Below are 21,890 nucleotides of genomic sequence, written 5' to 3'. Positions count from 1 at the left end.
CTCTAGTGCGTGGTTCGAGTTTTGAAGCTCTGAGGCTTACTTGAGGTTACCCTGGCCGTCTTCGAGGTGGCCGCGCAGGAACCACTGGAAGAGCTCCAGTTCAGCGGTCTGGCCAATCAGCAGATCCTCGGTAATGGGGTCAATGTCGCCCACCTTTGCAATAGCTGCACGGTGGTCTTCAACTACAACGTTGTAGACCTCGTTCAGGGCACGGATGTGAGTCATAGCATCCGCGCGGTCAACATCGTATTCAGCCCAGGTGCGCTTTTCGACCAGGTCGCCAGAGAGGCCGTTGGGAGCTACGCCCATGGTGGCCATGCGCTCTGCAATGGCATCGACGAAGCCACGTACCAGGTCGACCTGGGGGTCGAGCATTTCGTGAACAGCGATGAAGTTGGGGCCAACGACGTTCCAATGGGCGTGCTTAAGCACCAGGTGCAGGTCGTTCAGGGCGTGCAGGCGAAGCTGCAGAACGTCGGCTACGTGGTGGCCTGATTCTTCGGTGAGACCGGGGACGGTGAATGATGCGTACTTGCTCATGGCAGGCTTTCCTTTCGTGAGTGTACCGGGCTGTGCGGGAGAGCCCGGTGACTTGTCTACATCTAACCTTACGCATCTCGTTGCAGCTTTTCAAGGCTTATTGTGAATAAATCATAATAAGTAAAACCTGGCATGACTAGGAAATATACCTACATTTCAGCTTATGCAAGCCTAACCTCAGCGGTGGTGACCAGTACAAACACCGCCACAAACACTACATATCTGAATTAGCGCAAAAGAACCAGCGCTAATTAAAACCGTCAAAAAAAATTTTCTGCCTTCAGCTCGCTCCCCACCCACAGGCGTCCGCGCAGAGCTACATATCACTTTGCACAGAAAGTACCTGAATAGATAGAGTAGTAGGCGACGAAGGGGAGTAGTTCCCACAGGCGCCCAGCGCCAAAGCGGTTTATCGACATACTGGCTCGCCCACCCCCTAGGTGCGGCACCCGGTAAACCACCGCTTCTCACAAGCGGCGAGCGAGACCTTCGGCTAAGAAAACTACAGTTTCTTTAGCCGAAGTGTATGCAGTTTAGCCCCGCTTCGGCTCCTGACCAAAGGTAAACACCATGCCAGCAGCCGCCCCGCACGCCCCCTCCACCCAGCCAAGCCGCGCCCAGATTCGCCGCTGGCGCCGCTATCTCGCCGAAGAAATCTCAGAAGCCCGCATCTATGCCGCCCTGGCCGACCGGGCCGAGGGAAAAGAAGCAGAAATCCTCAGAGAAGTCGCCCAGGCAGAACTCCGACACCAGGACCACTGGCGCACCCTACTGGGCGAACACGCCACGCCTGAGCCGCGCCCGTCCGTATCTGCCCGCTTTCTAGAGCTTCTTGCCAAGAACTTCGGCTCAGTCTTCGTACTCGCCCTAGCCCAGCGCGCCGAGGGCCGCTCCCCCTACGCGGAAGACCCCGACGCCACCGAAGCCATGGCCGCCGACGAGGCAATCCATGAAGAAATCATTCGAGCGCTCTCCACCTCTGGCCGCGAAAAGCTCTCGGGCAACTTCCGCGCCGCCGTCTTTGGCGCTAACGACGGCCTGGTCTCAAACGCTGCCCTCATCATGGGTGTGGGCGCGACCGGCGTCAGCAGCTCCATGGTGCTTCTCTCCGGCGTTGCCGGCCTACTTGCAGGCGCTCTCTCCATGGCCGCCGGCGAGTTCGTTTCGGTGCGCTCCCAGCGCGAACTTTTGGACGCTTCCCGCCCCACCCAGGTCACCCTCGATGTGGCCCATCAGCTCGATATTAACCAGAATGAGCTAGAACTGATTTACAAGGCTCGCGGCATGAGCGAGGAGGCCGCCCGCCACCGCGCCATGGAACGCTTCGGCTACTTCACCTGCGACTGCGACCCCTCGCTCTCCTTCCGCGACGATATTGAAGGGGCGGACGCCGAGGACGCCCACGGTGCGCTCGGCAGCGATGTGGGGGCTGCCGCCTCAAGCTTCTGTTTCTTTGCATCCGGAGCCCTCATCCCGATCCTGCCCTACATTTTCGGCATGTCGGGCGGGGCAGCCATGCTGATTTCCATGCTGCTGGTGGGCTTTGCCCTGATGGTCACCGGCGGTGTGGTGGGCCTACTCTCAGGTGCCTCACCTCTCAAGCGCGGCCTGCGCCAGCTAGCGATCGGCTACGGCGCAGCTCTGGCCACCTACCTACTGGGCCTGCTGTTCAATACGGCGGTGCTGTAAATAGCCCGTCCCGAAAAAGTTAGGGGTGGGCGTTTCAAGGGCCCACCCCAACAGCGTCTTACCTAGCCCCACCGAAGAACAGTCGTTGTATGCAGCTCATTTGAGAACACTCGACTGCCGGTGACCCCGTTAGAAGAGTAGGTAATCGTACCTGACTGAATATACGAGGTAAATTGCAGGCGACTCTGAGCGGTGTAGTAGGCGCTTTGAATCGTTACCGGGCTTGGCATAATAACGACCTGAGCATATAGGCGCCCCTTAGAGTCGTAAGTAACGGTGAGAGGCTTAGCTGTGGTGACGGTAATTCGGCCGCGGAAGGTACCAGACCCGTCAGGATTGAGGGTGACAGTTGGGGCATCAGCAACCCAGTTGGACTGCACACCGGCCTGAGCCAGGTAGGTCGCACCGGTATTGAGCACGTCTGAGAGCGTGCCCGTGCGCCGCTGGTTCCATTTGGTGCGGCTACCAATCTGCATACCCGTATTCAGCTGAGGGTTCCCATTAAAAAGAAAGTTAGCCTGCTGGGGAACGTAAAACTCAACGTCCGTTACGAAGACAGCACCCGCCGCCAAGGTAGCACTACCCCCTGCGACATAGTCGGTTCCGGTTCCGACATTGGTCGTGGGGACGGAAAACCAGAAGCCACTAGAGTTTGCATAGGCACCGGGCTTTCCAGACCCGCTGTTGGTAACCGGGGTGAACGAACCTTCCCCGTTCGCGATCCAGCTGCTCGACAGGTCTTGGGCGCGTTCACGCGAATCGTCCCAGTTGAAGTCAGATTCGGGGTTGGTACCAGCAGCTTTTGCTTCAAAGTAGCTCTGAGGGGTTGTCGGCCAGCCGGTTGACTCCTGGCTTTGCACATATCCCACGTTGCCCCCGTTCAGGGCCGCCGAGACAAATAAGCCAGCCTGAATACCGCTTTGGCGCGACATAGACGCCGCATAGGCTGGCACCGCTGTACCAGCAAGAACTATAGGGGTTGACCAGGCGCCAGCTTGAACGAGTGAACGACGTGACAGCTCTAAGCCCATCACTTATCTCCCTAAAATTTATTCATATAAAAAACAAGTCCATAGTTAATGTACAAGAAAAGCCAGGCTTTCCAGGTGAAGCGCAAGATTCACGGAACCCTGCAGAGACACCGCTACAACAAAAATCAAGTATGGAAAAGTCAATTTACCTGGGCAAACAATTTAGACATGAAACAGATTCTGGGTAAAGTATTCCAAATTTGTCCCCATAAGAGTGGTCAATTAGATACAAGCGTGTCGAAACAAGACTTCATACAGCCACCCTGGGGCACACCAGAAAATCATCTAGTTAAAAAAGTTTACCCCTAATCAAACTAAAGAGTATAAATACACAAAAACCTGACTATTTATTTACAATAAATTAGAAAACAGGGTTCGATACACCTGAAAATTTATATGTTTTTTATAGACATAAAATCCCAAAAGCCTACACTTGTCCCCACAAGAGCACCTATTCAACACAGAAGTATCAGATAAATTCCAGGATTTTTAGGCTAAACCCTATATTTATGGGGGACAAACCAAGATTTGGCTCCCAAATCACACTGTTTCAGCACATTTCCCCACCTTCTAAACAGCACACCCCTGCTACTATGTTTTAAAACCTAAATTTTCCAGATACTTTTTGATAGCAGTGTGAAATTTTTGGCTTTCTCGCGCATTATTAGAGGTCGCCTAAAACTCTTTCAAGCCGTATCGCCACTGGAATCACTCGCAATTACTGGGGCCTTCATTCACTCGCTTGGCCTCACTTTAGAAGGAAAACAATGAACAACGTTTCACGCCGTACCCTGGCAAAGGGCGCCGCTTGGGCAGCTCCCGTCGTTATCTCCACCGCTGCTATTCCTGCTTACGCAGCTAGCCCTTCCGATGTCTGTTCTAGCACCTCACCTGCTACCAGCATCACCTGGGCTAATTTCGTTCGAGATACTCCCGTCACTGCCCAGGGTAGCACCAGCCACTCAGGCTCCGTTACCACCAATGATGGCCAGGCGGTCCTCACCATCACTCATACCTCCTCAACCGGGCCTTCTCTTTCAAATTCTCAGAATCTCATCACTAATAAAAACGTAGCGGGCACCGTTACTTGGTCTAGCTACTCAGGCTTGTCAGATTATCTTTTCTTCCAAAGTTTGCAGAGCGGCACCAACGGTTATACTGGCGGTAACCAGCAGTCCACCATCACTATGAGTTTCTCAGCTCCCATTGCAGGTTTCACTTTCACTATCGGAGACGTCGACCAGGCTTCTAGCGGTTCCGGTGGCCCCTGGCAGGATGTCTTCACTGTAAGTTCCTCCCTTAACGGTGTGGCGACGTCTGCTCCTGTTGCATCGGGTGGGGCTACCATCTCTACTGGCGCCACCACCACAACTTTCACAGCGAACCAGAACTCACTGGCCCCCACTTCATCTGCAGGCAACGTCACTCTGAGCTTCCCCGAACCCATTGATACCATTACCCTCACATGGAGCAACGGCAGTAACCGTACTGGTTCCCAGAACTTCGTTATCGGTGGCAACACCACTCTGAACGTCTGCTCAACCGGCACCTCATCTAACTAATCTGCCCGGCAGAACAGGGGCCCTGACCAGCTTGCTGGTCAGGGCCCCTTCCTATGTCTGCTCCCCTACCCCAGGAATACGGGGCAGGGCGGTTCCCTTCCCCCATATGAACAAGGACGCCGGTGGTCACGCACCTGCGTGACCACCGGCGTCCTACCGGCTAGGGGAAACTAGCTTACTTTTTAGCGAAAATCTCGCGCATGAGCTGGGCAGCCTCCGACGGGGTCTTACCGACCTTCACGCCAGCAGCTTCCAGGGCCTCCTTCTTGGCCTGGGCGGTGCCAGATGAACCGGAAACAATCGCACCCGCGTGGCCCATGGTCTTACCCTCGGGGGCGGTAAAGCCGGCAACGTAGCCAACAACGGGCTTGGTGACGTTAGCCTTGATGAACTCAGCAGCGCGCTCCTCAGCGTCACCACCAATCTCACCGATCATGACGATAGCTTCGGTCTCGGGGTCAGCCTCGAAGGCCTCGAGGGCATCGATGTGGGTGGTGCCGATGATGGGGTCGCCGCCGATGCCGATAGCGGTGGTGAAGCCGATGTCGCGCAGCTCGAACATCATCTGGTAGGTCAGGGTACCTGACTTGGAGACCAGACCAATCTTGCCCTTACCGGTGATATTGGCGGGGGTAATACCGACCAGGGACTCACCAGGGGTGATGATGCCGGGGCAGTTGGGGCCGATGATGCGGGTAATCTGCTTGCCATCAGCGTCAACCTTGCTCTTGGCGTAGGCCCAGAACTCAGCGGTATCGCCTACGGGCACGCCCTCGGTAATGACAACAACCAGGGGAACCTCAGCGTCGATAGCCTCGATGACGGCGTCCTTGGTGAAGGCCGGGGGAACGAAGACGATAGAGACGTCTGCGCCGGTCTCCTTGACGGCTTCAGCAACGGAGCCGTAGACGTTCAGCTCAACATCGTTACCGGCTGCGTCCTTGTGGGAAACGGTGGTGCCAGCCTTGCGGGCGTTAACGCCGCCCACGATCTGGGTGCCAGCTGCGAGCATGCGGGCGGTGTGCTTGGTACCTTCACCGCCGGTGATGCCCTGAACGATGACCTTGGAGTCCTTGTTCAAAAAGATAGACATTGTAAAAACCTTCTAGTAATAATCAGCGGTGATTTATGCGGTGTGGGCCAGTTCGGCTGCCTTGTCTGCGCCGGAATCCATGGTCTCTGCCTGGTGAACCAGCGGATGGTTAGCCTCAGAGAGAATGCGGCGGCCCTCATCAACGTTGTTACCGTCCAGGCGGACGACCAGGGGCTTGGTTGCCTTATCACCCAGGATTTCCAGGGCCTTGACGATGCCGTTAGCTACAGCGTCGCAGGAGGTGATGCCACCGAATACGTTGACGAAAACAGACTTGACCTGCTCGTCGTTGAGGATGATGTCGAGGCCAGCTGCCATCACCTCAGCGGACGCACCGCCACCAATATCGAGGAAGTTAGCGGGCTTGACGTTGCCGTGGTTTTCACCGGCGTAGGCAACGACGTCGAGGGTAGACATGACCAGGCCTGCACCGTTACCGATGATGCCGACTTCACCGTCGAGCTTGACGTAGTTGAGGTCGTTTTCCTTGGCCTTAGCTTCGAGGGGGTTCTCGGCTGACTTATCGACCAGAGCCTCGTGCTCGGGCTGGCGGAACTCAGCGTTGTCATCGAGGGAGACCTTACCGTCCAGGGCCAGAATCTTGCCGTCGCCGGTCTTGACCAGCGGGTTGACCTCAACCAGGGTGGCGTCTTCCTTCTTGTAGACCTCGCCCAGCTTGACCAGCACGGCGGCGACGTCCTCGCGTACGTCCTCAGCGAAGCCAGCGGCCTCCACAATCTCGGCGGCCTTTTCGGCGGTGATGCCGTCCATGGGGTTGACCTCAACCTTGGCCAGGGCCTCGGGGCGCTCAGCAGCCAGGGTCTCGATGTCCATGCCACCCTCAACGGAGCACATAGCCAGGTAGGAGCGGTTAGCGCGGTCAAGCAGCATGGAGAAGTAGTATTCTTCAGCGATGTCTGCGCCCTGGGCAATCATCACACGGTGAACGGTGTGGCCCTTGATGTCCATACCCAGAATCTGCTGGGCGTACTCGTAAGCCTCGTCAGCGGTCTTAGCGACCTTCACGCCACCGGCCTTACCGCGCCCGCCCACCTTAACCTGGGCCTTGACTACGGTGACGCCACCGATCTTCTCAGCTGCTGCCTTTGCTTCTTCAGGGGTGGTAGCTACGATGCCCTGGAGCACGGGAACGCCGTGCTTCTCAAAGAGATCGCGTGCCTGGTATTCAAACAGGTCCACAGGGATTCCTTCTTCGTCGAAGTCATGCCAGAAAGCGGTGCTCCCGGCGTTTACATGTACGAAGTTCGGTGCCCGCCCCATTGCGAGAGCTGGAGCACACAAAGCTTCTCCACAAAGAAACTTTAGCGTACTTGCCTATAGGGGTGCGAACTTATTTCCCTTTGAATGAAACAAACCTGTCAGTTATGACCGACGCTCCCCCATCGGGACTATTTAACCTTCTCGCAGGCATCCAAAATATTGACCAGGAAGGGGGCTGTATCGGAGGCGCGGGGTACCATCAGGTACTCCAGCTCATCGATACGCCAGAGCATAATACGGGCCTCAGCCACGGTGCAGGACAGGGCCTTGCCCGGGTCGAAGAAGTCCGGCGGGAAGTCGAAGTGCACGACCTCGTCGATGACGTCCGCCGCGGCAACCCCGCTCAGGTTCAGCACGGTGCGATTGACCGATACATCGAGCACCAACCCCTCATCGCGCCCCAGGGCCGCGGTGAGCGCGCGCCCCAGTTTTACGGCGTCCACCCTGGTCACCACCAGGTACACGCCCTCTTCAACGTAGAGGCAGGCCACGACCTGGCGGGTGCCATACAGCAGATGCAGGGCGGTCGCATCGCCCGTTACCTGCCCGCGAGTAGTCGGTAGGGCAGCGCCCAGCACCTTCTCAATGCGGCGGGCAGCATCGGTCGAGGGGTCAATTTCAATACGAAAAAGGAAAAGATCAGAAATCTCCTGAAGCTGCACGCGGGTATCGGTCACCTCATCCATTGCCTCCACAAATTCTTCGGCGATAGAGGGAAGGTTAGAGTCGTGATCCATGGTCATCCTTGAGTGAATCGGGCAGAAAAGAGCCCGGCACCACGGGCGGTACCGGGCTTCTTATATCTTAGTCGGTCTTTTTAGTCAGCGGCGCGTAGCGCAGCAGGAGTCGTTTCTCTTCTTTGGCGAAGCGCACCTTGGCGACGGTTTTATCGCCGGCCCCTTCAACCGCGGTCACGCGGCCCTCACCAAAGCTGGTGTGCTCAACGCGGTCGCCAACCGCGAGCGCCGGAATTTCCTTGTTCTGCTGCACGCGGGAGACCTGCCGGGCTGCTGCCTTGAGTCCGTAGGTGGAAGACCCGTTGACTTCGCTGGTGGACGGTTCGGCAGGACGCCGCCGCTCGGCCGGTTCGTCAAAGCGGCTGGAGTAGGTGGAGGACCCGTACGAAGAACCGTACCCGCTCGATGAGCCGCCGCGGTTGCCTGCCCAGCCGCCGCGTCCGCCCGCGTAAGCGCCCCCGTAGCCGCTACCGGAGTATCCGCCAAAGGAGGAGCCGGTACGCTTCCAGTCAATGAGTTCCTCGGGGATCTCTTCGAGGAAGGGGGAGGGCGGGTTGAACTGGCTCTGGCCCCACATGGAGCGGTTCTCAGCGCGGGTGAGGTAGAGGCGTTCCATGGCGCGGGTCAGGCCCACGTAGGCCAGGCGGCGCTCTTCGCTCATCTCAGAGTCGTCGGTGAGGGCCCGCTGGTGGGGGAAGAGGCCGTGCTCCATACCGGTGAGAAAGACCACGGGGAATTCCAGGCCCTTGGCGGTGTGCAGGGTCATGAGGGTAATGACGCCCTGGGAGCGGGCTTCTGCCACCTCAGCTGCAATCTGGGCGGCGGACGGCCCGCCCTCCTGCTCGGCCTTGGGCTTGTTGGGGATCTGGTCGGCGTCAGCGACCAGGGCGACGTGTTCGAGGAAGTCCTCCAGGGTTGCGCCTGCGTTGTCGATTTCGAACTCGCGCACGGCGTCCACCAGCTCGGAGAGGTTCTCAACGCGGGATTCGTCCTGAATATCCTTGGACTCGCGCAGGGCCGCCAGGTAGCCGGTCTGCTCCAGCACGGCTTCGAGACAGGTGGCTGCCGACTCGGTGGCAGCGAGTTGGGCCAGGTCGTCAATCATCTGGGCAAAGGCAGCCATTTTTTTCACGGCGGCTGCGCCCAGACCGGGCACCTCGCTGCCCTGGCGCAGGGCAGCCATGAAGGAGATACCGGTAGCGCGGGCGTGGTCGGCCACCACGCTCTCGGACTTAGCGCCGATACCCCGCTTAGGCTCGTTGAGCACGCGGCGCACGTTGATGTCGTCATCAGGGTTCACCAGCACGCGCAGGTAGGCCAGGGCGTCCTTGATTTCCTTGCGCTCATAGAAGCGGGTACCGCCGACCACGCGGTAGGGCAGGCCCACGCGCATGAGCATTTCTTCAAGGGTGCGGGACTGGGCGTTGGTGCGGTAGAAGATCGCCACGTCGCCGGGGGCGGTGCCGTGTTCATCGCGCAGGCGGTCAATTTCCTGGGCGATGTAGCGGGCCTCAGCGTGCTCGGACTCTGCCACGTAGCCGGTGATTTTGGCACCGTCGCCGCTGGCCGTCCAGAGCTTCTTGGGGCGGCGGCCCTTGTTGCGCTCAATCACGGCGTTCGCTGCCGAGAGGATGTTCTGGGTAGAGCGATAGTTCTGCTCCAGCAAGATGGTATGGGCCGCCGGGTAGTCCTGCTCAAAGTCGGTAATATTGCGAATATCAGCCCCGCGGAAGGCATAGATGGACTGGTCAGAGTCACCCACCACCGTCAGCTCAGCGGGCGGGTAGGCATCGGGGTAGGGGCCGTTATCGGCGGGGCCGGTCTCAGGGCGCAAGGACGCCGCACCCCCCACCAGTTGCCGCACCAGCTGGTACTGGGCGTGGTTGGTGTCCTGGTATTCGTCAACCAGGATATGGCGGAAGCGGCGGCGGTAGTACTCGGCTACCTGAGGGTGGTTCTTCAGAAGGTTGACGGTCTCGAAGATGAGGTCATCGAAGTCGAGGGAGTTCGCTGCCCGCAGGCGCTCGGTGTAGGCCGTGTAGACCTTCGAAATCACGCCTTCCCAGGGGTCGGTGGGGCTGGTTTCAGCTGCGAACTGTTTGGCGCTGACCAGCTCATTCTTGAGGTTAGAGATACGGTTGCCCACCACCTTGGCGGTGAACTTCTTGGTATCGAGATTCATCTGCTTGATAATCAGGGTCAGCAGGCGCTGGGAGTCAGCCGAATCGTAGATGGAGAAGGTTGATTTGAGGCCCAGGGCTTTCGCCTCGCGGCGCAACACCCGCACGCAGAAGGAGTGGAAGGTTGAAATCCACATGCTCTGCGCCCGCGGCCCCACCAGGGCGGTGATGCGCTCCCTCATCTCGGCGGCAGCTTTATTGGTGAAGGTAATTGCCAGAATCTGCCCCTGGTGGGCGCGCCCCGTTGCCAACAGGTAGGCGATACGGTGGGTTAGCACGCGGGTCTTACCCGACCCGGCACCCGCCACAATCAGCAGGGGGCTACCGGCATGCTTTACCGCCTCAGCCTGGTGCTCGTTCAGGCCCGCCACCAGTGTCTCGGGATTGACGCTGGGAGCGGGGCGGGCATCCTCAAAATCAGGCATAAACCCGCCCACCTGGTAGGCAGGGGGCACAAAATCATCAGCCGGAGGAGCCGCATCGTAGAAGGGATCGAAAGGAGGCTCGTCAAAGAAAGGCTCCCCCTCAGGCGCAGCAGAGCGCGGCGGGACGGGCGCAGGCATAAAATCGTCGTCATCAAACATAGAAGAACCCTCCAAAAATCAACCGTCAACTCCCCATTTTAGGCGAGAGGGCCACAGCCCACACCCGATTGAGCTGACAGATAAGATAGACAGCATGGGTCTTTCAAAAGGTCAGAAGAAACGTCTCTACGGCGAAAACACGCAAGCGCACTCCCCCGCGCCGTCCGCAGCTCAAGCGGGGCGGACGTCCGCGCCCCCTCGCGGGCAAGGGGCAGGGCCGCGCGTTGTCACCGACTACAGCCGGGCAGAGCTTGCCGCCGAGCCGGAAAAGGGCGGGGGTTCCTATATTTTCTTGGGCGTTGCCTTTGTCGTGACGGTGCTGTTTTTGCTCTACTACTACCTCATGCTGCTGCCGGGGGTGTCGGCAGCTGCCGGTGCGACTGCCCCGGAACTCATGCTGCGTTTTGATGCCCAGCACCTGCAGACTGTAGCGGCGGGCCTGGGCGTAGAGGGCTTGCAGGCCTACCAGGTGCTCCACCGCTCTACGGGGCTCATTCTGCCCCTGATTTTTGCTTTCACCTGGTGGAATATGGTGCGAGCCTCCAAGTTTGAGCTACTGGTGGGCCGGCTGATGCTGACCCTGCCGGTGGCCTACGCTTTTGTTTTTATTGCCGGTGGTTTTGCCGTTGATTCAGCCCTAGCCGACCCGCTGGGCGGCGCTACCGGGCTTGCTTCTCTTCTCATGACGGCCCGCTGGGCCCTGTTCGTGCTCTGCCTGGTGCAGCTGGGTTACCTGGCGCTGCGACTGGTCAGAAGCAAGATGGATGCCTTCGCCCGCGGCGAGCTGCCCGGGCAGTGATGTTAGGCTAGCGTCCCGCCCGCCCGCGTCCGTCCACCCGCGTCCGCCCCGAAAAGTGCAAGTGCCTGTGCAAAAGTGACAGGCACTTGCACTTTTTAAGCGGCATCTAGTCGCCGCACCCCGTGCCGTAGCAACAGACAAACCACGTGCTGCGGGCGGTGGGTGAGGTCTTCATAGGTGATTCGCAAGACCTTCCAGCCCTCGTTCTCTAACTCGCGCTGTCGGAAGAGATCTTGCTGTCGCTGTTCGTCAAAAGACCGATAAGCCCCGGTGTACTTGATACGGCCGTCGACCTCGAGGATAAGCCTGAGGCGCCGCCACATAAAATCAGGACGATAGCGGCGGCTACTGCTCGTAACCACCCACCGCTGCACAGCGGGTAGCTCAAGATTTTCAAGCACCATCAGAAAATACGCCTGAGATTCTAGCGGTGATTCGAGCTCGGTCGTCAGGCTCCGTGCCAGGGTACGAGCTTGCTTCGCACCACGGTCGGAGACGGCTAGTAGCGCATCGTGCAGCAGGTACTGGTTGCAAAGGTTCTGGTGGAGAAAATAGTGTGCAACCGTCACCGTGGTGAGCGCCCGCTGGTGACCGATACAGCTCAGGACAGTGTCTATAGGTGAGAGAACCATAAGGCCCTGGTACTCCTGTGCCCTATTTATTGCTTCAGCAGGAGTGACGCAGCGGCGAATGCCCTGCTGTTTGCCGCGATCGCGCCAGGAACTCGCGAGGTAGATATGAGAGGGGAGTTCAAGGAGGGGCGCTCCCCAGGCAAGAGCAGCGGACGTGCGTGTAAGGACGGCGTGTGAGCGGGTTTTGCTCACCGCTATGTGGTGTATCAGGGCACGCTCGGTAGGGGTTGCCTGGGCGAGAGTCTGGGTTTTGATGTAGGCTCCCTGTCTGAGTCGGACGAGCTCTTTGGACCGCACTGCGTCACTAATTTTGCGACTGGTCAGTCCCTGTAGTCGTAGGTCACCGGTAAGAAGTACTGAGTTATATAGGTGCTGGCTCATGGTGTATAGGGTGACTGAATCAGGGGTGTTGACGCTAGCCCTGTGGACGCAGGGGCCGGTTAGCGCGTCTTAACGCCGCAGGAAAAGTGCATATGCCGTCGACTTATCCACAGGCGTTTGCATTTTTCGGGTGGCGTACAGGTTTTCGTGTAAACTGGTGGAGTTGCGCCCTCGTAGCTCAGGGGATAGAGCACCGCTCTCCTAAAGCGGGTGTCGGACGTTCGAATCGTCTCGGGGGCACAAAAAGAGAGGGTATGCCATACTGCGCGGAGCGCTGGCATACCCTCTCTTTTTGTGCCCGGCGTTAAAAATACGGCCCCCAGGCCGGATTTAGCCGGTTTTAGAGCTAGCTTTACTGATGCCATACTGCGCGGAGCGCTGGCATACCCTCACTTTTTGTGCCCGGCGTTAAAAATACGGCCCCCAGGCCGGATTTAGCCGGTTTTAGAATTTGCTGTGCCGATGCCATACTGCGCGAAGCGCTGGCATACCCTCACTTCTTGTGCCCGTCTGGAGGCGTTAGTTGCGAGTTTTCTTTTTTCGGTAGGCTACTCGGGAGGCAATAAGACCGAGGACGATGCCGATGCCGCCGGTGATGGACACCCACATGGCGGCGTGCCCAGCGAAGAGGGCGATCAGGAGTCCGGCGATGATACCGGGTACGGCGCCGGCTACCATGCCGATGGCCATGTAGGTGAATTCTTGGTCGGAGGAGCCGGCTGGGCTTTCGTAGTGGGGGCTGTTTAACTTCTGCGACATAGTTCCAATCCTAGCTGTGCCTTCTGCCGGAGTCGAAAAGTGGGTATAAAAAATGCGCCCCAGCTGGTCGTCTGGTGCGCATATGCAAACCTGTGTTTGCGGGGGATCCTTACCGTGTGATGTGTGGTAGGAATTCTTATGTTCGTTCTTCAGCAGGAAAGTGACCAGTTACTGAGTGAACGTCACCGGCTGGGGCAGTTGTGACTGCCCCGCACCGTGTGAGAGGTCTTAGATGCCAGCGGTGTAGTAACCGTCGACGGGCATGAAGCCGCCACCGTCAACTGAGGTTAGCATGGTGCCCTGTGAGGGGTTGAGAGCTGAGATCATCTGGCCGTTGCCGACGTAGATGCCAACGTGTGCGTAGCCGTTGGTGAAGACGATGTCACCGGGCTGGGGGTTTGAGGTGGGGGTCAGCTCGGTTGCCATGGTGTAGGTGTAGGCGGTCAGGTTGATGCCAGCCTGTGCGTAAACGTAGGATACGAAGCCTGAGCAGTCCCAAGCCTTGTAGGACTTGCCGCCCCAAACGTAGGAGCCGCCGATGCCGTCGTAGGCAGCGGCCAGAACGGTCTCACGAGCGTTTGAGAGGTCAACGTTGCTGGAAACCTCGGTGGTGGTGGTTGCCTGGGGAGCAACGGTTGAGGGGGTCTCAACGACGGTGTTTTCAACTACAGTGGTGGTAGCTTCGTAGCCCCAGGTGTTGTAGTTGTAAGAGTGTGAAGCCAGTGAGGGGGCTGAGTGTGCGGGTGCTGAAACTTCAGCTACTGCGAATGCGTTTGCGGGTGCAACGGTTGCGGCGAGCATAGCGCCTGATGCTGCAACGATACCTGCGGTACGTACGACGGTTGACTTAGCCATTTTGTTTTCCTCCATTGCCGAACGAGGTGAGCTGTCGGGTTCGAGCATGAAGTTCGCTCGGCCGCAGAGTCTGCGACTTAACCCCTAGGGTTCTCGGTGGAGATCCCAAAAAGTGGGTCCCCCGCTTCTGCCGTGATGTTATTTTGCTTGTTGTCCTGTGAACAGTGGCAGAACTAGGCGGTGCTGTTCGTAGGGTGCTAATCCGACCAGTGATGAGCACGAAATAGAACATTACACACCCTCGAGCGGTTTGTCACGCTTTGGTCACGATTTTGTTGCAACAACCCTGAACTACAAAGTAGGGTGATTGATTTTTTAACTCTCAGGACGCACCCAGCTGAGGCTTATGCGGCACATAGAGTTGGGCTTGACAAGGAGATACAAAAGCATTCTGCCGCCTCTCAAAAACTCCAGCATCGCTTCCCGCTATCAGGGTTTTGCCAGCCTTAATTTAACTGAGAACCCCACCACTTAAGGGTTTATGGGGGCAAAATCCACCCCTGCAGGGCCTTAAATTCACTCACCAAACTCTTACGGTGAAGCCAGAAGACACCCTTCACCCACAAAAGCATCACGATTTGGTAACAAAATAAGAGCCCCACCCGCAGGCAAGGCTCTTATTTTGTTACCAAATCGTTATCTCTTGACGATAATTGCTTCTGCAACCTCGTTGCTGAGTGTCAATGATTCGTCCTCGCCGTCCGCGTGAACCAGCACGGAGCCGTCCTTATTACCCAGAATCGACACCGTTGCACCGTAGACAATGCCCGCGTCGCCCAGAAGCTTCAGTAGCTGCACGTCGGTCTGAATAAACTCGGGCAGACGAGACACGGTAAAGCGGTCATCTTCAGACGAGTCACGGCCCGCAATCGACATGGTGACGGTGCGTCCGTCGTTCTCCTCACTCTCGGCACCCAGCTCTTCCAGGCCGGGAATCGCGTTGCCGTAGGGGGAGAACTTGGGCTCGTTGAGCAGCTCTAGAAGACGGCGCTCCACGCGTTCACTCATGACGTGTTCCCAGCGGCAGGCCTCTTCGTGGATGTATTCCAGGTCAAGACCAATGACGTCGGCGAGTAGGCGCTCAGCTAGGCGGTGCTTGCGCATGACTTCCACTGCCTTCTGTCGTCCTTCTTCGGTGAGCTGAAGGGAGCGGTCGCTAGCGACGGTGAGCAGACCGTGGCGTTCCATGCGGGCGACGGTCTGAGAAACGGTGGGGCCGGAGTGCTCAAGGCGCTCTGCAATACGGGCGCGCATGGGGGTGATGCCCTCTTCCTCAAGCTCCAGCACGGTGCGCAGATACATTTCGGTGGTATCAATGAGGTCTGTCATGCCTTCTCGAATCTCCTTGGGCCAGCCCGCACGGTGCACGGGTTGTTAGGTGCAGTGGTTTTGACCTTAATTGTATGCGCTACTAGGTCAGGGAAGCGTTTACTCTCTTCAAGAGCTGAAATTGTTGCGCCCGCACCTCAACGGCTACACCCCAGGACCATCTCACTATATAAATTTATTCCCCACATTTTGGGCCGGTACGGGGTACTTGAGGGCCGCGGGGCCCGCGCAGGTTGCACAATAGAAACAGCAGGACGCCGGCGGCACCCCCTCCCTCACATCAACGCATAGCCGCCACGGCACATGTGCTGCTCATGTCTAGGAGATATTCAGTGACCACTTTTCCCGTGATTCCCACCGAGATGCTACCTGCCGACGGCCGTTTCGGCGCTGGCCCCTCTAAGGTACGCCCCGAGCAGGTTGCCGCCGTATCAGCTGCCGCCACCACCCTGCTAGGTACCTCCCACCGCCAGGCCCCGGTCAAGAACCTGGTCGGTGAGATTCGCGAGGGCCTGCGCGCTTTCTACTCTGCACCCGATGGCTACGAGGTGATCCTGGGCAACGGCGGCGCCACCGCGTTCTGGGATGCCGCAACCTTCGGCCTGGTTGAGAACAAGGCTCAGCACCTGACCTTCGGTGAGTTTGGCTCTAAGTTTGCTTCAGCCACCAAGGCGGCCCCTTTCCTGGCTGATTCCACCGTTATTTCTTCTGAAGCCGGCACCCGCCCCGAGGCCCGTGCTGAAGAGGGCGTAGACGTTTATGCTTGGCCCCACAACGAAACCTCAACCGGTGTTTTTGCCCCGGTAGCCCGCCCTGCCGGTATCGCTGATGATGCCCTGGTGCTGATTGACGCTACCAGTGCCGCTGGCGGTCTGGATGTTAACGTGGCCGAGTCCGACGTCTACTACTTCTCACCCCAGAAGAACTTTGCCTCCGACGGCGGCCTGTGGCTGGGGCTCTGGTCACCGGCAGCGGTTGAGCGCGCTGAGCGTATCGCCGCTTCTGACCGTTGGATTCCCGATTCCCTGAACCTGGTTACTGCTATTAGCAACTCCCGCCTCAACCAGACCTACAACACCCCGGCTCTGGCCACCATGATTATGCTCAATGAGCAGATTAAGTGGATGAACGAGCAGGGCGGCCTGGCTTTTGCAGCAGCCCGTACCGCTGATTCTGCAGGCCGCGTCTACGCCTGGGCCGAGGCTAGCGAGTATGCCACCCCCTTTGTGGCTAACCCGGCTGAGCGCTCCAACGTCATCGCTACCGTTGATTTCGATGAGAGCATCGATGCCGCTGCTATTGCCAAGACCCTGCGCGCTAACGGCATCGTCGATACCGAGCCCTACCGCAAGCTGGGCCGCAACCAGCTGCGTATTGCCACCTTCACCGCTATTGACCCCGAGGACGTCTCGGCTCTGCTTACCTGCATCGACTACGTGGTCGAAAAGCTCAAGTAGTTGTAGCTAGGCAAAGATAAGGACGCCGCTCCCCCGCCAACCTGCCACCGGGCAGGAAGTCGGGGGCGGCGTCCTTCTTTTCTTAATCTTTAGCGGGGTTCTTGCAGGTCGATTGCTGCTGTGACCGGGGGCGGCTCCCGGTCAGGGCTCTCAGCGGTTTCAGGGCGCGGACGCAGCACCAGGCGGGTGCGGGCCTGCCTGTCGTAGTGCAGGTGCAGGTGCTTATATTTCATAATCCAGATCAGCCCGATCAGGGCCGCCAGAAAACCGGAGGCAGAGGCAACACCCAGGCCCCAGCGAGCGCCGAAGACGTCGTTGACCAGCCCAACCAGGGGTGAGCCGATAGGGGTTCCGCCGATGAATACTGCCATATACACGCTCATAACCCGCCCTCGCATGGCAGGCTCGGTTGTTACCTGCACGTAGGCGTTTGCTGAGGTGATGATGGTCAGCGCCATGAGCCCGAGCGGAATCAGGGCCAGGGCAAACAGCCAGAGGTTGGGGGCGAGCGCCGCCAGTAGGGTTGCCACGCCGAATCCCAGGCAGGAGGCAAACATGAACCGCATGCGTGGGGTATCCCGCCGAGCAGCTAGCAGGGTGCCTGTCACCGAGCCGATGGCAACAACGGAGTTCAGCAGCCCGAATTCACCCGCGCCCTGCCCGAATTCGGTGGTGGCCATAGCAGCAATATTGAGGGCTGTATTCAGGCCGAAAGTACCAATGAGGAAGGCTGCCACCATCACCACGATGATGTCGGGGCGATGTTTGAGGTAGGTAAGGCCGTCGCGCACCCGGTTGTGAGCGGCGGACGACCGTGGCAACTGCCGTAATTCATTCTCACGGATAGCGATAATTGCCAGGATCATGGCGATGAAGGTCAGGGTATTCAGCAGGAAAACCGGCCCTGTGCCTATGACCACCACCAGCAGGCCGGCGACCGCCGGGCCAATCATACGGGCAACATTGAACGACATGGAGTTGAGCGCTACGGCATTAGGGAGGTCTGCATCTGAAACAAGTTCTGAAACAAAAGTAGAGCGCACCGGGGAGTCAAGGGCTGAGACGATGCCCAAGGCTAGCGCGAAGAGGTAGACGTGCCAGATAGCGACATGACCCGATAGCACCAAGAGGCCCAGCCCGAGAGCCAGCAAGCCCATGGTGCTCTGGGTCCATAGGAGAATTTTTCGCCGATCGCCCCTATCGGCAAGCGCACCGGCATAGGGGGCGAGGAAGAGGGGCGGGGCGAACTGCAGAGCGATGACGATACCCATCTGGGTAGAGTCATGGCTTGAGAGGTCGTTGAAAACCAGCCAGTCCTGGGCGGTGCGCTGCATCCAGGTGCCGATGTTAGAGACCAGTGCCCCAATAAACCAGATTCGGTAGTTAAAAATCCATAGGGAGCGGAAGGTTTTATTCCGCTTAGTTACTGGTTGGGGTTCTGGTCTCTGGGCAGCTGTCATTTAGCGCTGGCACCTACCTGAGCTTCTTCGGTGAAGTCGGTATCGTCCTCGCTCTCTGAGGCGCTGTCACCGTAGTCCGCATCGTCATGGTCGTACTCTTCTTCCTCCCGGTCTTCGGGCAGGAGACGGTCGGCCCAGGGCACCCAGGCCGGGGCCAGTAGGGCGTCGTCGCCGGGGAGCAGGCCGATCTCACAGACGGTTGCTACCTTTGAGCGGGGGGCACGCGAAAGGGTGGCAAACCAGAACCAGCCGCGATAGCCGGGAAGGGTACATTCAAAAAGGTGGGTGGTGAGGCGTTCTTCTTCACCGCGCAGGTGGTGGACGGGGCCGATGGAGTTTTCGGGTGCGATATCGGCTAGGCCTGCGAGGGCTACGTCTTTAGCCGCGGCAAGGACGGCGTCGACCTTGCTGGTACGGCGACGGCGGGTGGGTTCACCCAGGGTTGGTTCAGGGGCGGACGCCGGTGCCTGCTCAGCGGCTTCGGGGCCGGGCTGCTCGTAGCTTTCTGCGCTCGAAGCGCCGGGGGCTGTTAGCTCGTCTTTTACCTCTTCAGTCATACTCCTATTAAAGCAGGCCGGTAGAGGCTGTGGCCGCTGCTCTTCCTCCCGGCGTAATACCCGTGCTTCTTTAGGTAGGTATAGCTGGCCTTGATAGCGTAGAGGTATGTCTTCTGAACGAACCGAAATTCCAGAGCTGCCCTACGGCGGAGCTATCCGGGCGCTGGGGCTTACCGCCGGCGTCCTCATGCTGGTGGGAACTGTCTGCGGCGTCACCATGCTCCTGCTCAAGTGGGCTACCGGGCAGGCACCCAATTTTTTGAGCCTAGCTCCCCTGCTCACCCTACCCCTGGCTTTTCTGGCCTTATTAGGAGCCCTGTTTCTCACTCTGCTTCGCCGCCGAGCTAGCTAGAGACTGGGCTCTGCCCTTTTGCTCACGGCGTACTTACCGCATTTTCCCAGCAGGGCTAAGGCAAACTCAGCAGAACATACAGCTGCACACAGCTAGTCCACAGGTAGTAAGCGCACAATTAAAAGCGTGAATACCAAAGAACCTGAAGCAAAACTGCTGGTCGTCGACGACGAACCCAACATTCTAGAGCTCCTCGCAACCTCCCTGCGTTTTGCGGGCTTTGAGGTTGTCACCGCAGCCAACGGCCGTGAAGCCCTTGAGAAGGCTGAGACCGAGTCACCCGACCTGGCTGTACTCGATGTCATGCTGCCCGATATGGACGGCTTCACCGTCACCCGCAAGCTGCGTAGCTCCGGCCGCCTCTTCCCCGTTCTCTTCCTCACCGCTAAGGACGACACCGAAGACAAGGTGACCGGCCTGACCGTCGGCGGCGATGACTACGTCACCAAGCCCTTCAGCCTCGATGAAGTTGTGGCTCGCATCCGCGCCGTCCTGCGCCGTACCCAGCCCCACATTGAAGAAGATTCCCGCCTACGCGTGGACGACTTGGTGCTGGACGACGACGCCCACGAAGTCTTCCGCGGCGACCGCGAAATCGACCTCTCACCCACCGAGTTCAAGCTCCTGCGCTACCTGATGCTCAACCCCAACCGTGTGCTGTCTAAAGCCCAGATTCTGGACCATGTGTGGGAATACGACTTCAATGGCGACGCCTCTATCGTGGAGTCCTACATCTCCTACCTGCGTCGCAAGATCGATAACGACCAGAACCTGCCCCCGCTGATTCACACCAAGCGCGGCGTCGGCTACCTGCTTCGTACCGCCAACAAAAACTAAGGGGTTACGAGTTTGCGCTCTCGTCTCTCTGTGCACCGGCTGGGTTCGCTGTCCTTGCGAACCCAGCTCGTGCTTTTAACATCTATGCTGCTGGCTCTGGCCATCTCTGTGATGTCTCTGGTCGCTATTTCAGCGATTCGAGCCAAGATGATGGACCAACTCGACGATGAGATTAGTGCCAGTTACAGCTACCTGGTGACTGCGGTTTACGCTGATCAACAGCTATCGCAAACCCAGGGAACTTTCATTCCCTACGAAGCATATTTGCTAGACAGCGACGGGAATATCGTACGCCCGGTGGCAACTCTGGCTGATGAGTCCTCCTCCCCCGTCATTTCGGGTCTCACCGCCGATAACGTCAAGCGCTACAACAAGGCTGCCCTGACGGTACGTTCAGCCAGCGGCCACACCGAATGGCGCCTGATCGCTTTCCCGGTTGAGGACACCAATCAGACCCTGGTCATCGCCGCTCCCCTGACCCAGATCAATCAGACGGTAGCTATCGTGGGGGGCTTGACCATGCTCTTTGGTGTGGCTACACTCTTGGCCTCTATTGCGCTGACCTGGGTAATCGTCACCAGGGCCTTTGAGCCCCTTGCCCGTGTGGAGCAAACCGCAGCCCAGATTGCCGCAGGCGACCTCTCCCAGCGCATTGAGAACTACAGCCCCTATAACGAGATTGGGCACCTGACTACGTCCCTGAACACCATGCTCTCGCATATTGAAGAGGCCTTTGACGCCCAAAAGCGGTCAGAGGTGAAGATGAGGCGTTTCGTGGGCGACGCCTCCCATGAGCTGCGTACCCCTCTGGTCTCGATTCGGGGGTATTCGGAGCTCTATCGTATGGGTGGTCTGCCCAATGACGAGGCAGTGGCTATGGCTATGGACCGCATTGAGTCAGAGTCGAAGCGCATGGGCCAGCTGGTAGAAGACCTCTTGACCCTGGCTCGTCTCGACGAGCGCCGGGTTGCCGAGAACGCCCCGGTAGACCTGCTGAAGCTAGCTACGGACGCCGCTAATGACGCCTTCGCCTCGGCCCCCGACCGCACCATCGAGGTGGTGGGGCTAGAGGGTGCAGAAGCTCTTACCTCCCTGGTCTGGGGCGATGAGCAAAGACTGCGCCAGGTCATCGCCAACCTGATGACCAACGCCCTGCGCTACACCCCGGCGGGCTCCCCGATTGAAATTGCGGTCGGGTCGGTACCGGGCGTTGATGGCACGTGGACGTCCGTGCTCCAGGTCCGTGACCATGGCCCGGGTATTCACGGGGAGGACGCCGAGCGCGTCTTTGAGCGTTTCTACCGGGCTGATACCTCACGTACTCGTGAGACGGGTGGAACCGGTCTGGGGCTAGCAATCGTCGCTGCGATTGTAGGCCAGCATGACGGCACGGTACGGGTTGAAGAGACAGAAGGCGGCGGAGCTACCTTCACTATTCGCATTCCCCAGTACAGTGACCACACCGGCCCTATTCCGCTTGCAGCGGGTGAGCAGGTCTAGACCAGGCCTTATCCTGACGCTCTAGAAGTTTGGTCGGGGCTTTCTTGTCCTCGGCAGCTTGCTACGCCCCTGGTGCAGAGCCGCTGGTGCAGAGCCCCTGTGGATAGCTGCTAGAAGCCGTCATAGAGACGTCATCACTGCACCATATTTTTCTTCTAGAGGTGTGCAAAACCCCGCCCTGGCAGCTCAACTGCCGGGGCGGGGTTTTCCACAGGTGCTCTTTTTCTTCCGGCCAGAGATAGCTCCCCCGTAGGCTCAAAGGTATCAGGCAGCCC

The 21,890-nt window shown here is 58.5% G+C and carries 19 protein-coding genes, 1 tRNA gene and 1 riboswitch; of the genes, 8 read left to right on the top strand and 12 right to left on the bottom strand.

Translation table 11 applies throughout. From position 1 onward, the window contains the following. Positions 1-36 precede the first annotated feature (36 nt). Positions 37-540 carry a Dps family protein gene (locus tag L6758_RS10345; RefSeq protein ID WP_135012503.1) on the bottom strand — a complete coding sequence of 168 codons (504 nt, stop codon included), beginning with the start codon at positions 538-540 and terminating at the stop codon, positions 37-39. 570 nt (positions 541-1,110) lie between these two features. Between L6758_RS10345 and L6758_RS10340 the strand changes: the two genes are divergently transcribed. After that, positions 1,111-2,229 (top strand): VIT1/CCC1 transporter family protein, encoded by a 1,119-nt coding sequence (locus L6758_RS10340; RefSeq protein ID WP_237206011.1) that lies wholly within the window; start codon positions 1,111-1,113, stop codon positions 2,227-2,229. Positions 2,230-2,291: 62 nt separating this feature from the next. Here the strand turns inward: L6758_RS10340 and L6758_RS10335 are convergent, their stop codons facing one another. Beyond that, the gene (locus tag L6758_RS10335) at positions 2,292-3,161 is read right to left on the bottom strand and encodes an amino acid oxidase (RefSeq protein ID WP_237206010.1); all 870 of its coding nucleotides are present in this window, start codon (positions 3,159-3,161) and stop codon (positions 2,292-2,294) included. An 866-nt stretch (positions 3,162-4,027) separates the two neighbouring features. On the opposite strand from L6758_RS10335, the gene L6758_RS10330 reads away from it, so the two are divergent. Further along, positions 4,028-4,822: a hypothetical protein gene (locus tag L6758_RS10330; RefSeq protein ID WP_237206009.1), complete on the top strand. Its 795-nt coding sequence runs from the start codon at positions 4,028-4,030 to the stop codon at positions 4,820-4,822. A gap of 175 nt (positions 4,823-4,997) precedes the next feature. On the opposite strand, the gene sucD is transcribed toward L6758_RS10330, so the two are convergent. From sucD to pcrA, 4 genes are all read right to left on the bottom strand, one after another. Continuing rightward, the gene (sucD, locus tag L6758_RS10325; protein ID WP_237206008.1) at positions 4,998-5,915 is read right to left on the bottom strand and encodes a succinate--CoA ligase subunit alpha; all 918 of its coding nucleotides are present in this window, start codon (positions 5,913-5,915) and stop codon (positions 4,998-5,000) included. A gap of 33 nt (positions 5,916-5,948) precedes the next feature. After that, positions 5,949-7,115 carry an ADP-forming succinate--CoA ligase subunit beta gene (sucC, locus tag L6758_RS10320; protein ID WP_237199301.1) on the bottom strand — a complete coding sequence of 389 codons (1,167 nt, stop codon included), beginning with the start codon at positions 7,113-7,115 and terminating at the stop codon, positions 5,949-5,951. 209 nt (positions 7,116-7,324) lie between these two features. After that, positions 7,325-7,933, bottom strand: a complete 609-nt coding sequence (locus L6758_RS10315) for a sarcosine oxidase subunit gamma family protein (RefSeq protein ID WP_237199300.1) — start codon at positions 7,931-7,933, stop codon at positions 7,325-7,327. A 67-nt stretch (positions 7,934-8,000) separates the two neighbouring features. Next, positions 8,001-10,697 (bottom strand): DNA helicase PcrA, encoded by a 2,697-nt coding sequence (gene pcrA, locus L6758_RS10310; protein WP_423817207.1) that lies wholly within the window; start codon positions 10,695-10,697, stop codon positions 8,001-8,003. Positions 10,698-10,791: 94 nt separating this feature from the next. On the opposite strand from pcrA, the gene L6758_RS10305 reads away from it, so the two are divergent. Next, positions 10,792-11,496 carry a hypothetical protein gene (locus L6758_RS10305; protein ID WP_237206007.1) on the top strand — a complete coding sequence of 235 codons (705 nt, stop codon included), beginning with the start codon at positions 10,792-10,794 and terminating at the stop codon, positions 11,494-11,496. 95 nt (positions 11,497-11,591) lie between these two features. Here the strand turns inward: L6758_RS10305 and L6758_RS10300 are convergent, their stop codons facing one another. After that, on the bottom strand, positions 11,592-12,425 hold the full coding sequence (locus tag L6758_RS10300) for an endonuclease domain-containing protein (RefSeq protein ID WP_237212170.1): 834 nt from the start codon (positions 12,423-12,425) through the stop codon (positions 11,592-11,594). Between the two features lie 251 nt (positions 12,426-12,676). On the opposite strand from L6758_RS10300, the gene L6758_RS10295 reads away from it, so the two are divergent. Further along, positions 12,677-12,749, top strand: a tRNA-Arg gene (locus L6758_RS10295). Between the two features lie 279 nt (positions 12,750-13,028). On the opposite strand, the gene L6758_RS10290 is transcribed toward L6758_RS10295, so the two are convergent. The 3 genes from L6758_RS10290 to L6758_RS10280 form a co-directional block, all read right to left on the bottom strand. Further along, positions 13,029-13,268 (bottom strand): hypothetical protein, encoded by a 240-nt coding sequence (locus tag L6758_RS10290; protein WP_237206005.1) that lies wholly within the window; start codon positions 13,266-13,268, stop codon positions 13,029-13,031. 228 nt (positions 13,269-13,496) lie between these two features. Beyond that, on the bottom strand, positions 13,497-14,123 hold the full coding sequence (locus L6758_RS10285; RefSeq protein ID WP_237195068.1) for a C40 family peptidase: 627 nt from the start codon (positions 14,121-14,123) through the stop codon (positions 13,497-13,499). Between the two features lie 4 nt (positions 14,124-14,127). Then, positions 14,128-14,272, bottom strand: a riboswitch (cyclic di-AMP (ydaO/yuaA leader). A 487-nt stretch (positions 14,273-14,759) separates the two neighbouring features. After that, on the bottom strand, positions 14,760-15,452 hold the full coding sequence (locus tag L6758_RS10280) for a metal-dependent transcriptional regulator (RefSeq protein ID WP_237206004.1): 693 nt from the start codon (positions 15,450-15,452) through the stop codon (positions 14,760-14,762). A 314-nt stretch (positions 15,453-15,766) separates the two neighbouring features. Between L6758_RS10280 and serC the strand changes: the two genes are divergently transcribed. Then, positions 15,767-16,909 carry a phosphoserine transaminase gene (gene serC, locus L6758_RS10275; protein ID WP_237206003.1) on the top strand — a complete coding sequence of 381 codons (1,143 nt, stop codon included), beginning with the start codon at positions 15,767-15,769 and terminating at the stop codon, positions 16,907-16,909. Positions 16,910-16,998: 89 nt separating this feature from the next. Here the strand turns inward: serC and L6758_RS10270 are convergent, their stop codons facing one another. Continuing rightward, a complete protein-coding gene (locus tag L6758_RS10270) occupies positions 16,999-18,369 on the bottom strand; it encodes an MFS transporter (RefSeq protein WP_237206002.1) in 1,371 nt (456 codons plus the stop codon). Next, positions 18,366-18,926 carry a DUF3027 domain-containing protein gene (locus L6758_RS10265; protein ID WP_237206001.1) on the bottom strand — a complete coding sequence of 187 codons (561 nt, stop codon included), beginning with the start codon at positions 18,924-18,926 and terminating at the stop codon, positions 18,366-18,368. The genes L6758_RS10270 and L6758_RS10265 overlap by 4 nt, the downstream gene beginning before the upstream one ends. Before the next feature lie 106 nt (positions 18,927-19,032). Here L6758_RS10265 and L6758_RS10260 point away from each other — a divergent pair, with 106 nt between their 5' ends. From L6758_RS10260 to L6758_RS10250, 3 genes are all read left to right on the top strand, one after another. Beyond that, positions 19,033-19,278: a hypothetical protein gene (locus L6758_RS10260; RefSeq protein ID WP_237206000.1), complete on the top strand. Its 246-nt coding sequence runs from the start codon at positions 19,033-19,035 to the stop codon at positions 19,276-19,278. 126 nt (positions 19,279-19,404) lie between these two features. Continuing rightward, on the top strand, positions 19,405-20,115 hold the full coding sequence (locus tag L6758_RS10255; RefSeq protein ID WP_185174100.1) for a response regulator transcription factor: 711 nt from the start codon (positions 19,405-19,407) through the stop codon (positions 20,113-20,115). 84 nt (positions 20,116-20,199) lie between these two features. Beyond that, positions 20,200-21,615, top strand: coding sequence for a sensor histidine kinase (locus L6758_RS10250; RefSeq protein ID WP_237206028.1), 1,416 nt, complete (start codon positions 20,200-20,202; stop codon positions 21,613-21,615). Positions 21,616-21,890 lie beyond the last annotated feature (275 nt).

This window comes from Rothia nasimurium, from assembly GCF_928382285.1.
GTDB lineage: Bacteria > Actinomycetota > Actinomycetes > Actinomycetales > Micrococcaceae > Rothia > Rothia nasimurium_E.
Note: the sequence above shows the minus strand (reverse complement) of the source record. Positions and strands in the feature narration are given on the sequence as shown.

Excerpts from the sequence above, each read along its gene's own strand:
- L6758_RS10305 (WP_237206007.1), top strand. The coding sequence starts at position 10,792 with ATGGGTCTTTCAAAAGGTCAGAAGAAACGTCTCTACGGCGAAAACACG.
- L6758_RS10260 (WP_237206000.1), top strand. The coding sequence starts at position 19,033 with ATGTCTTCTGAACGAACCGAAATTCCAGAGCTGCCCTACGGCGGAGCT.
- pcrA (WP_423817207.1), bottom strand. The coding sequence starts at position 10,697 with ATGTTTGATGACGACGATTTTATGCCTGCGCCCGTCCCGCCGCGCTCT.
- L6758_RS10290 (WP_237206005.1), bottom strand. The coding sequence starts at position 13,268 with ATGTCGCAGAAGTTAAACAGCCCCCACTACGAAAGCCCAGCCGGCTCC.
- L6758_RS10285 (WP_237195068.1), bottom strand. The coding sequence starts at position 14,123 with ATGGCTAAGTCAACCGTCGTACGTACCGCAGGTATCGTTGCAGCATCA.
- sucD (WP_237206008.1), bottom strand. The coding sequence starts at position 5,915 with ATGTCTATCTTTTTGAACAAGGACTCCAAGGTCATCGTTCAGGGCATC.
- L6758_RS10315 (WP_237199300.1), bottom strand. The coding sequence starts at position 7,933 with ATGGATCACGACTCTAACCTTCCCTCTATCGCCGAAGAATTTGTGGAG.
- serC (WP_237206003.1), top strand. The coding sequence starts at position 15,767 with ATGTCTAGGAGATATTCAGTGACCACTTTTCCCGTGATTCCCACCGAG.
- L6758_RS10280 (WP_237206004.1), bottom strand. The coding sequence starts at position 15,452 with ATGACAGACCTCATTGATACCACCGAAATGTATCTGCGCACCGTGCTG.
- L6758_RS10340 (WP_237206011.1), top strand. The coding sequence starts at position 1,111 with ATGCCAGCAGCCGCCCCGCACGCCCCCTCCACCCAGCCAAGCCGCGCC.
- L6758_RS10270 (WP_237206002.1), bottom strand. The coding sequence starts at position 18,369 with ATGACAGCTGCCCAGAGACCAGAACCCCAACCAGTAACTAAGCGGAAT.
- L6758_RS10265 (WP_237206001.1), bottom strand. The coding sequence starts at position 18,926 with ATGACTGAAGAGGTAAAAGACGAGCTAACAGCCCCCGGCGCTTCGAGC.
- L6758_RS10335 (WP_237206010.1), bottom strand. The coding sequence starts at position 3,161 with ATGTCGCGCCAAAGCGGTATTCAGGCTGGCTTATTTGTCTCGGCGGCC.
- L6758_RS10345 (WP_135012503.1), bottom strand. The coding sequence starts at position 540 with ATGAGCAAGTACGCATCATTCACCGTCCCCGGTCTCACCGAAGAATCA.
- L6758_RS10330 (WP_237206009.1), top strand. The coding sequence starts at position 4,028 with ATGAACAACGTTTCACGCCGTACCCTGGCAAAGGGCGCCGCTTGGGCA.
- L6758_RS10250 (WP_237206028.1), top strand. The coding sequence starts at position 20,200 with ATGCTGCTGGCTCTGGCCATCTCTGTGATGTCTCTGGTCGCTATTTCA.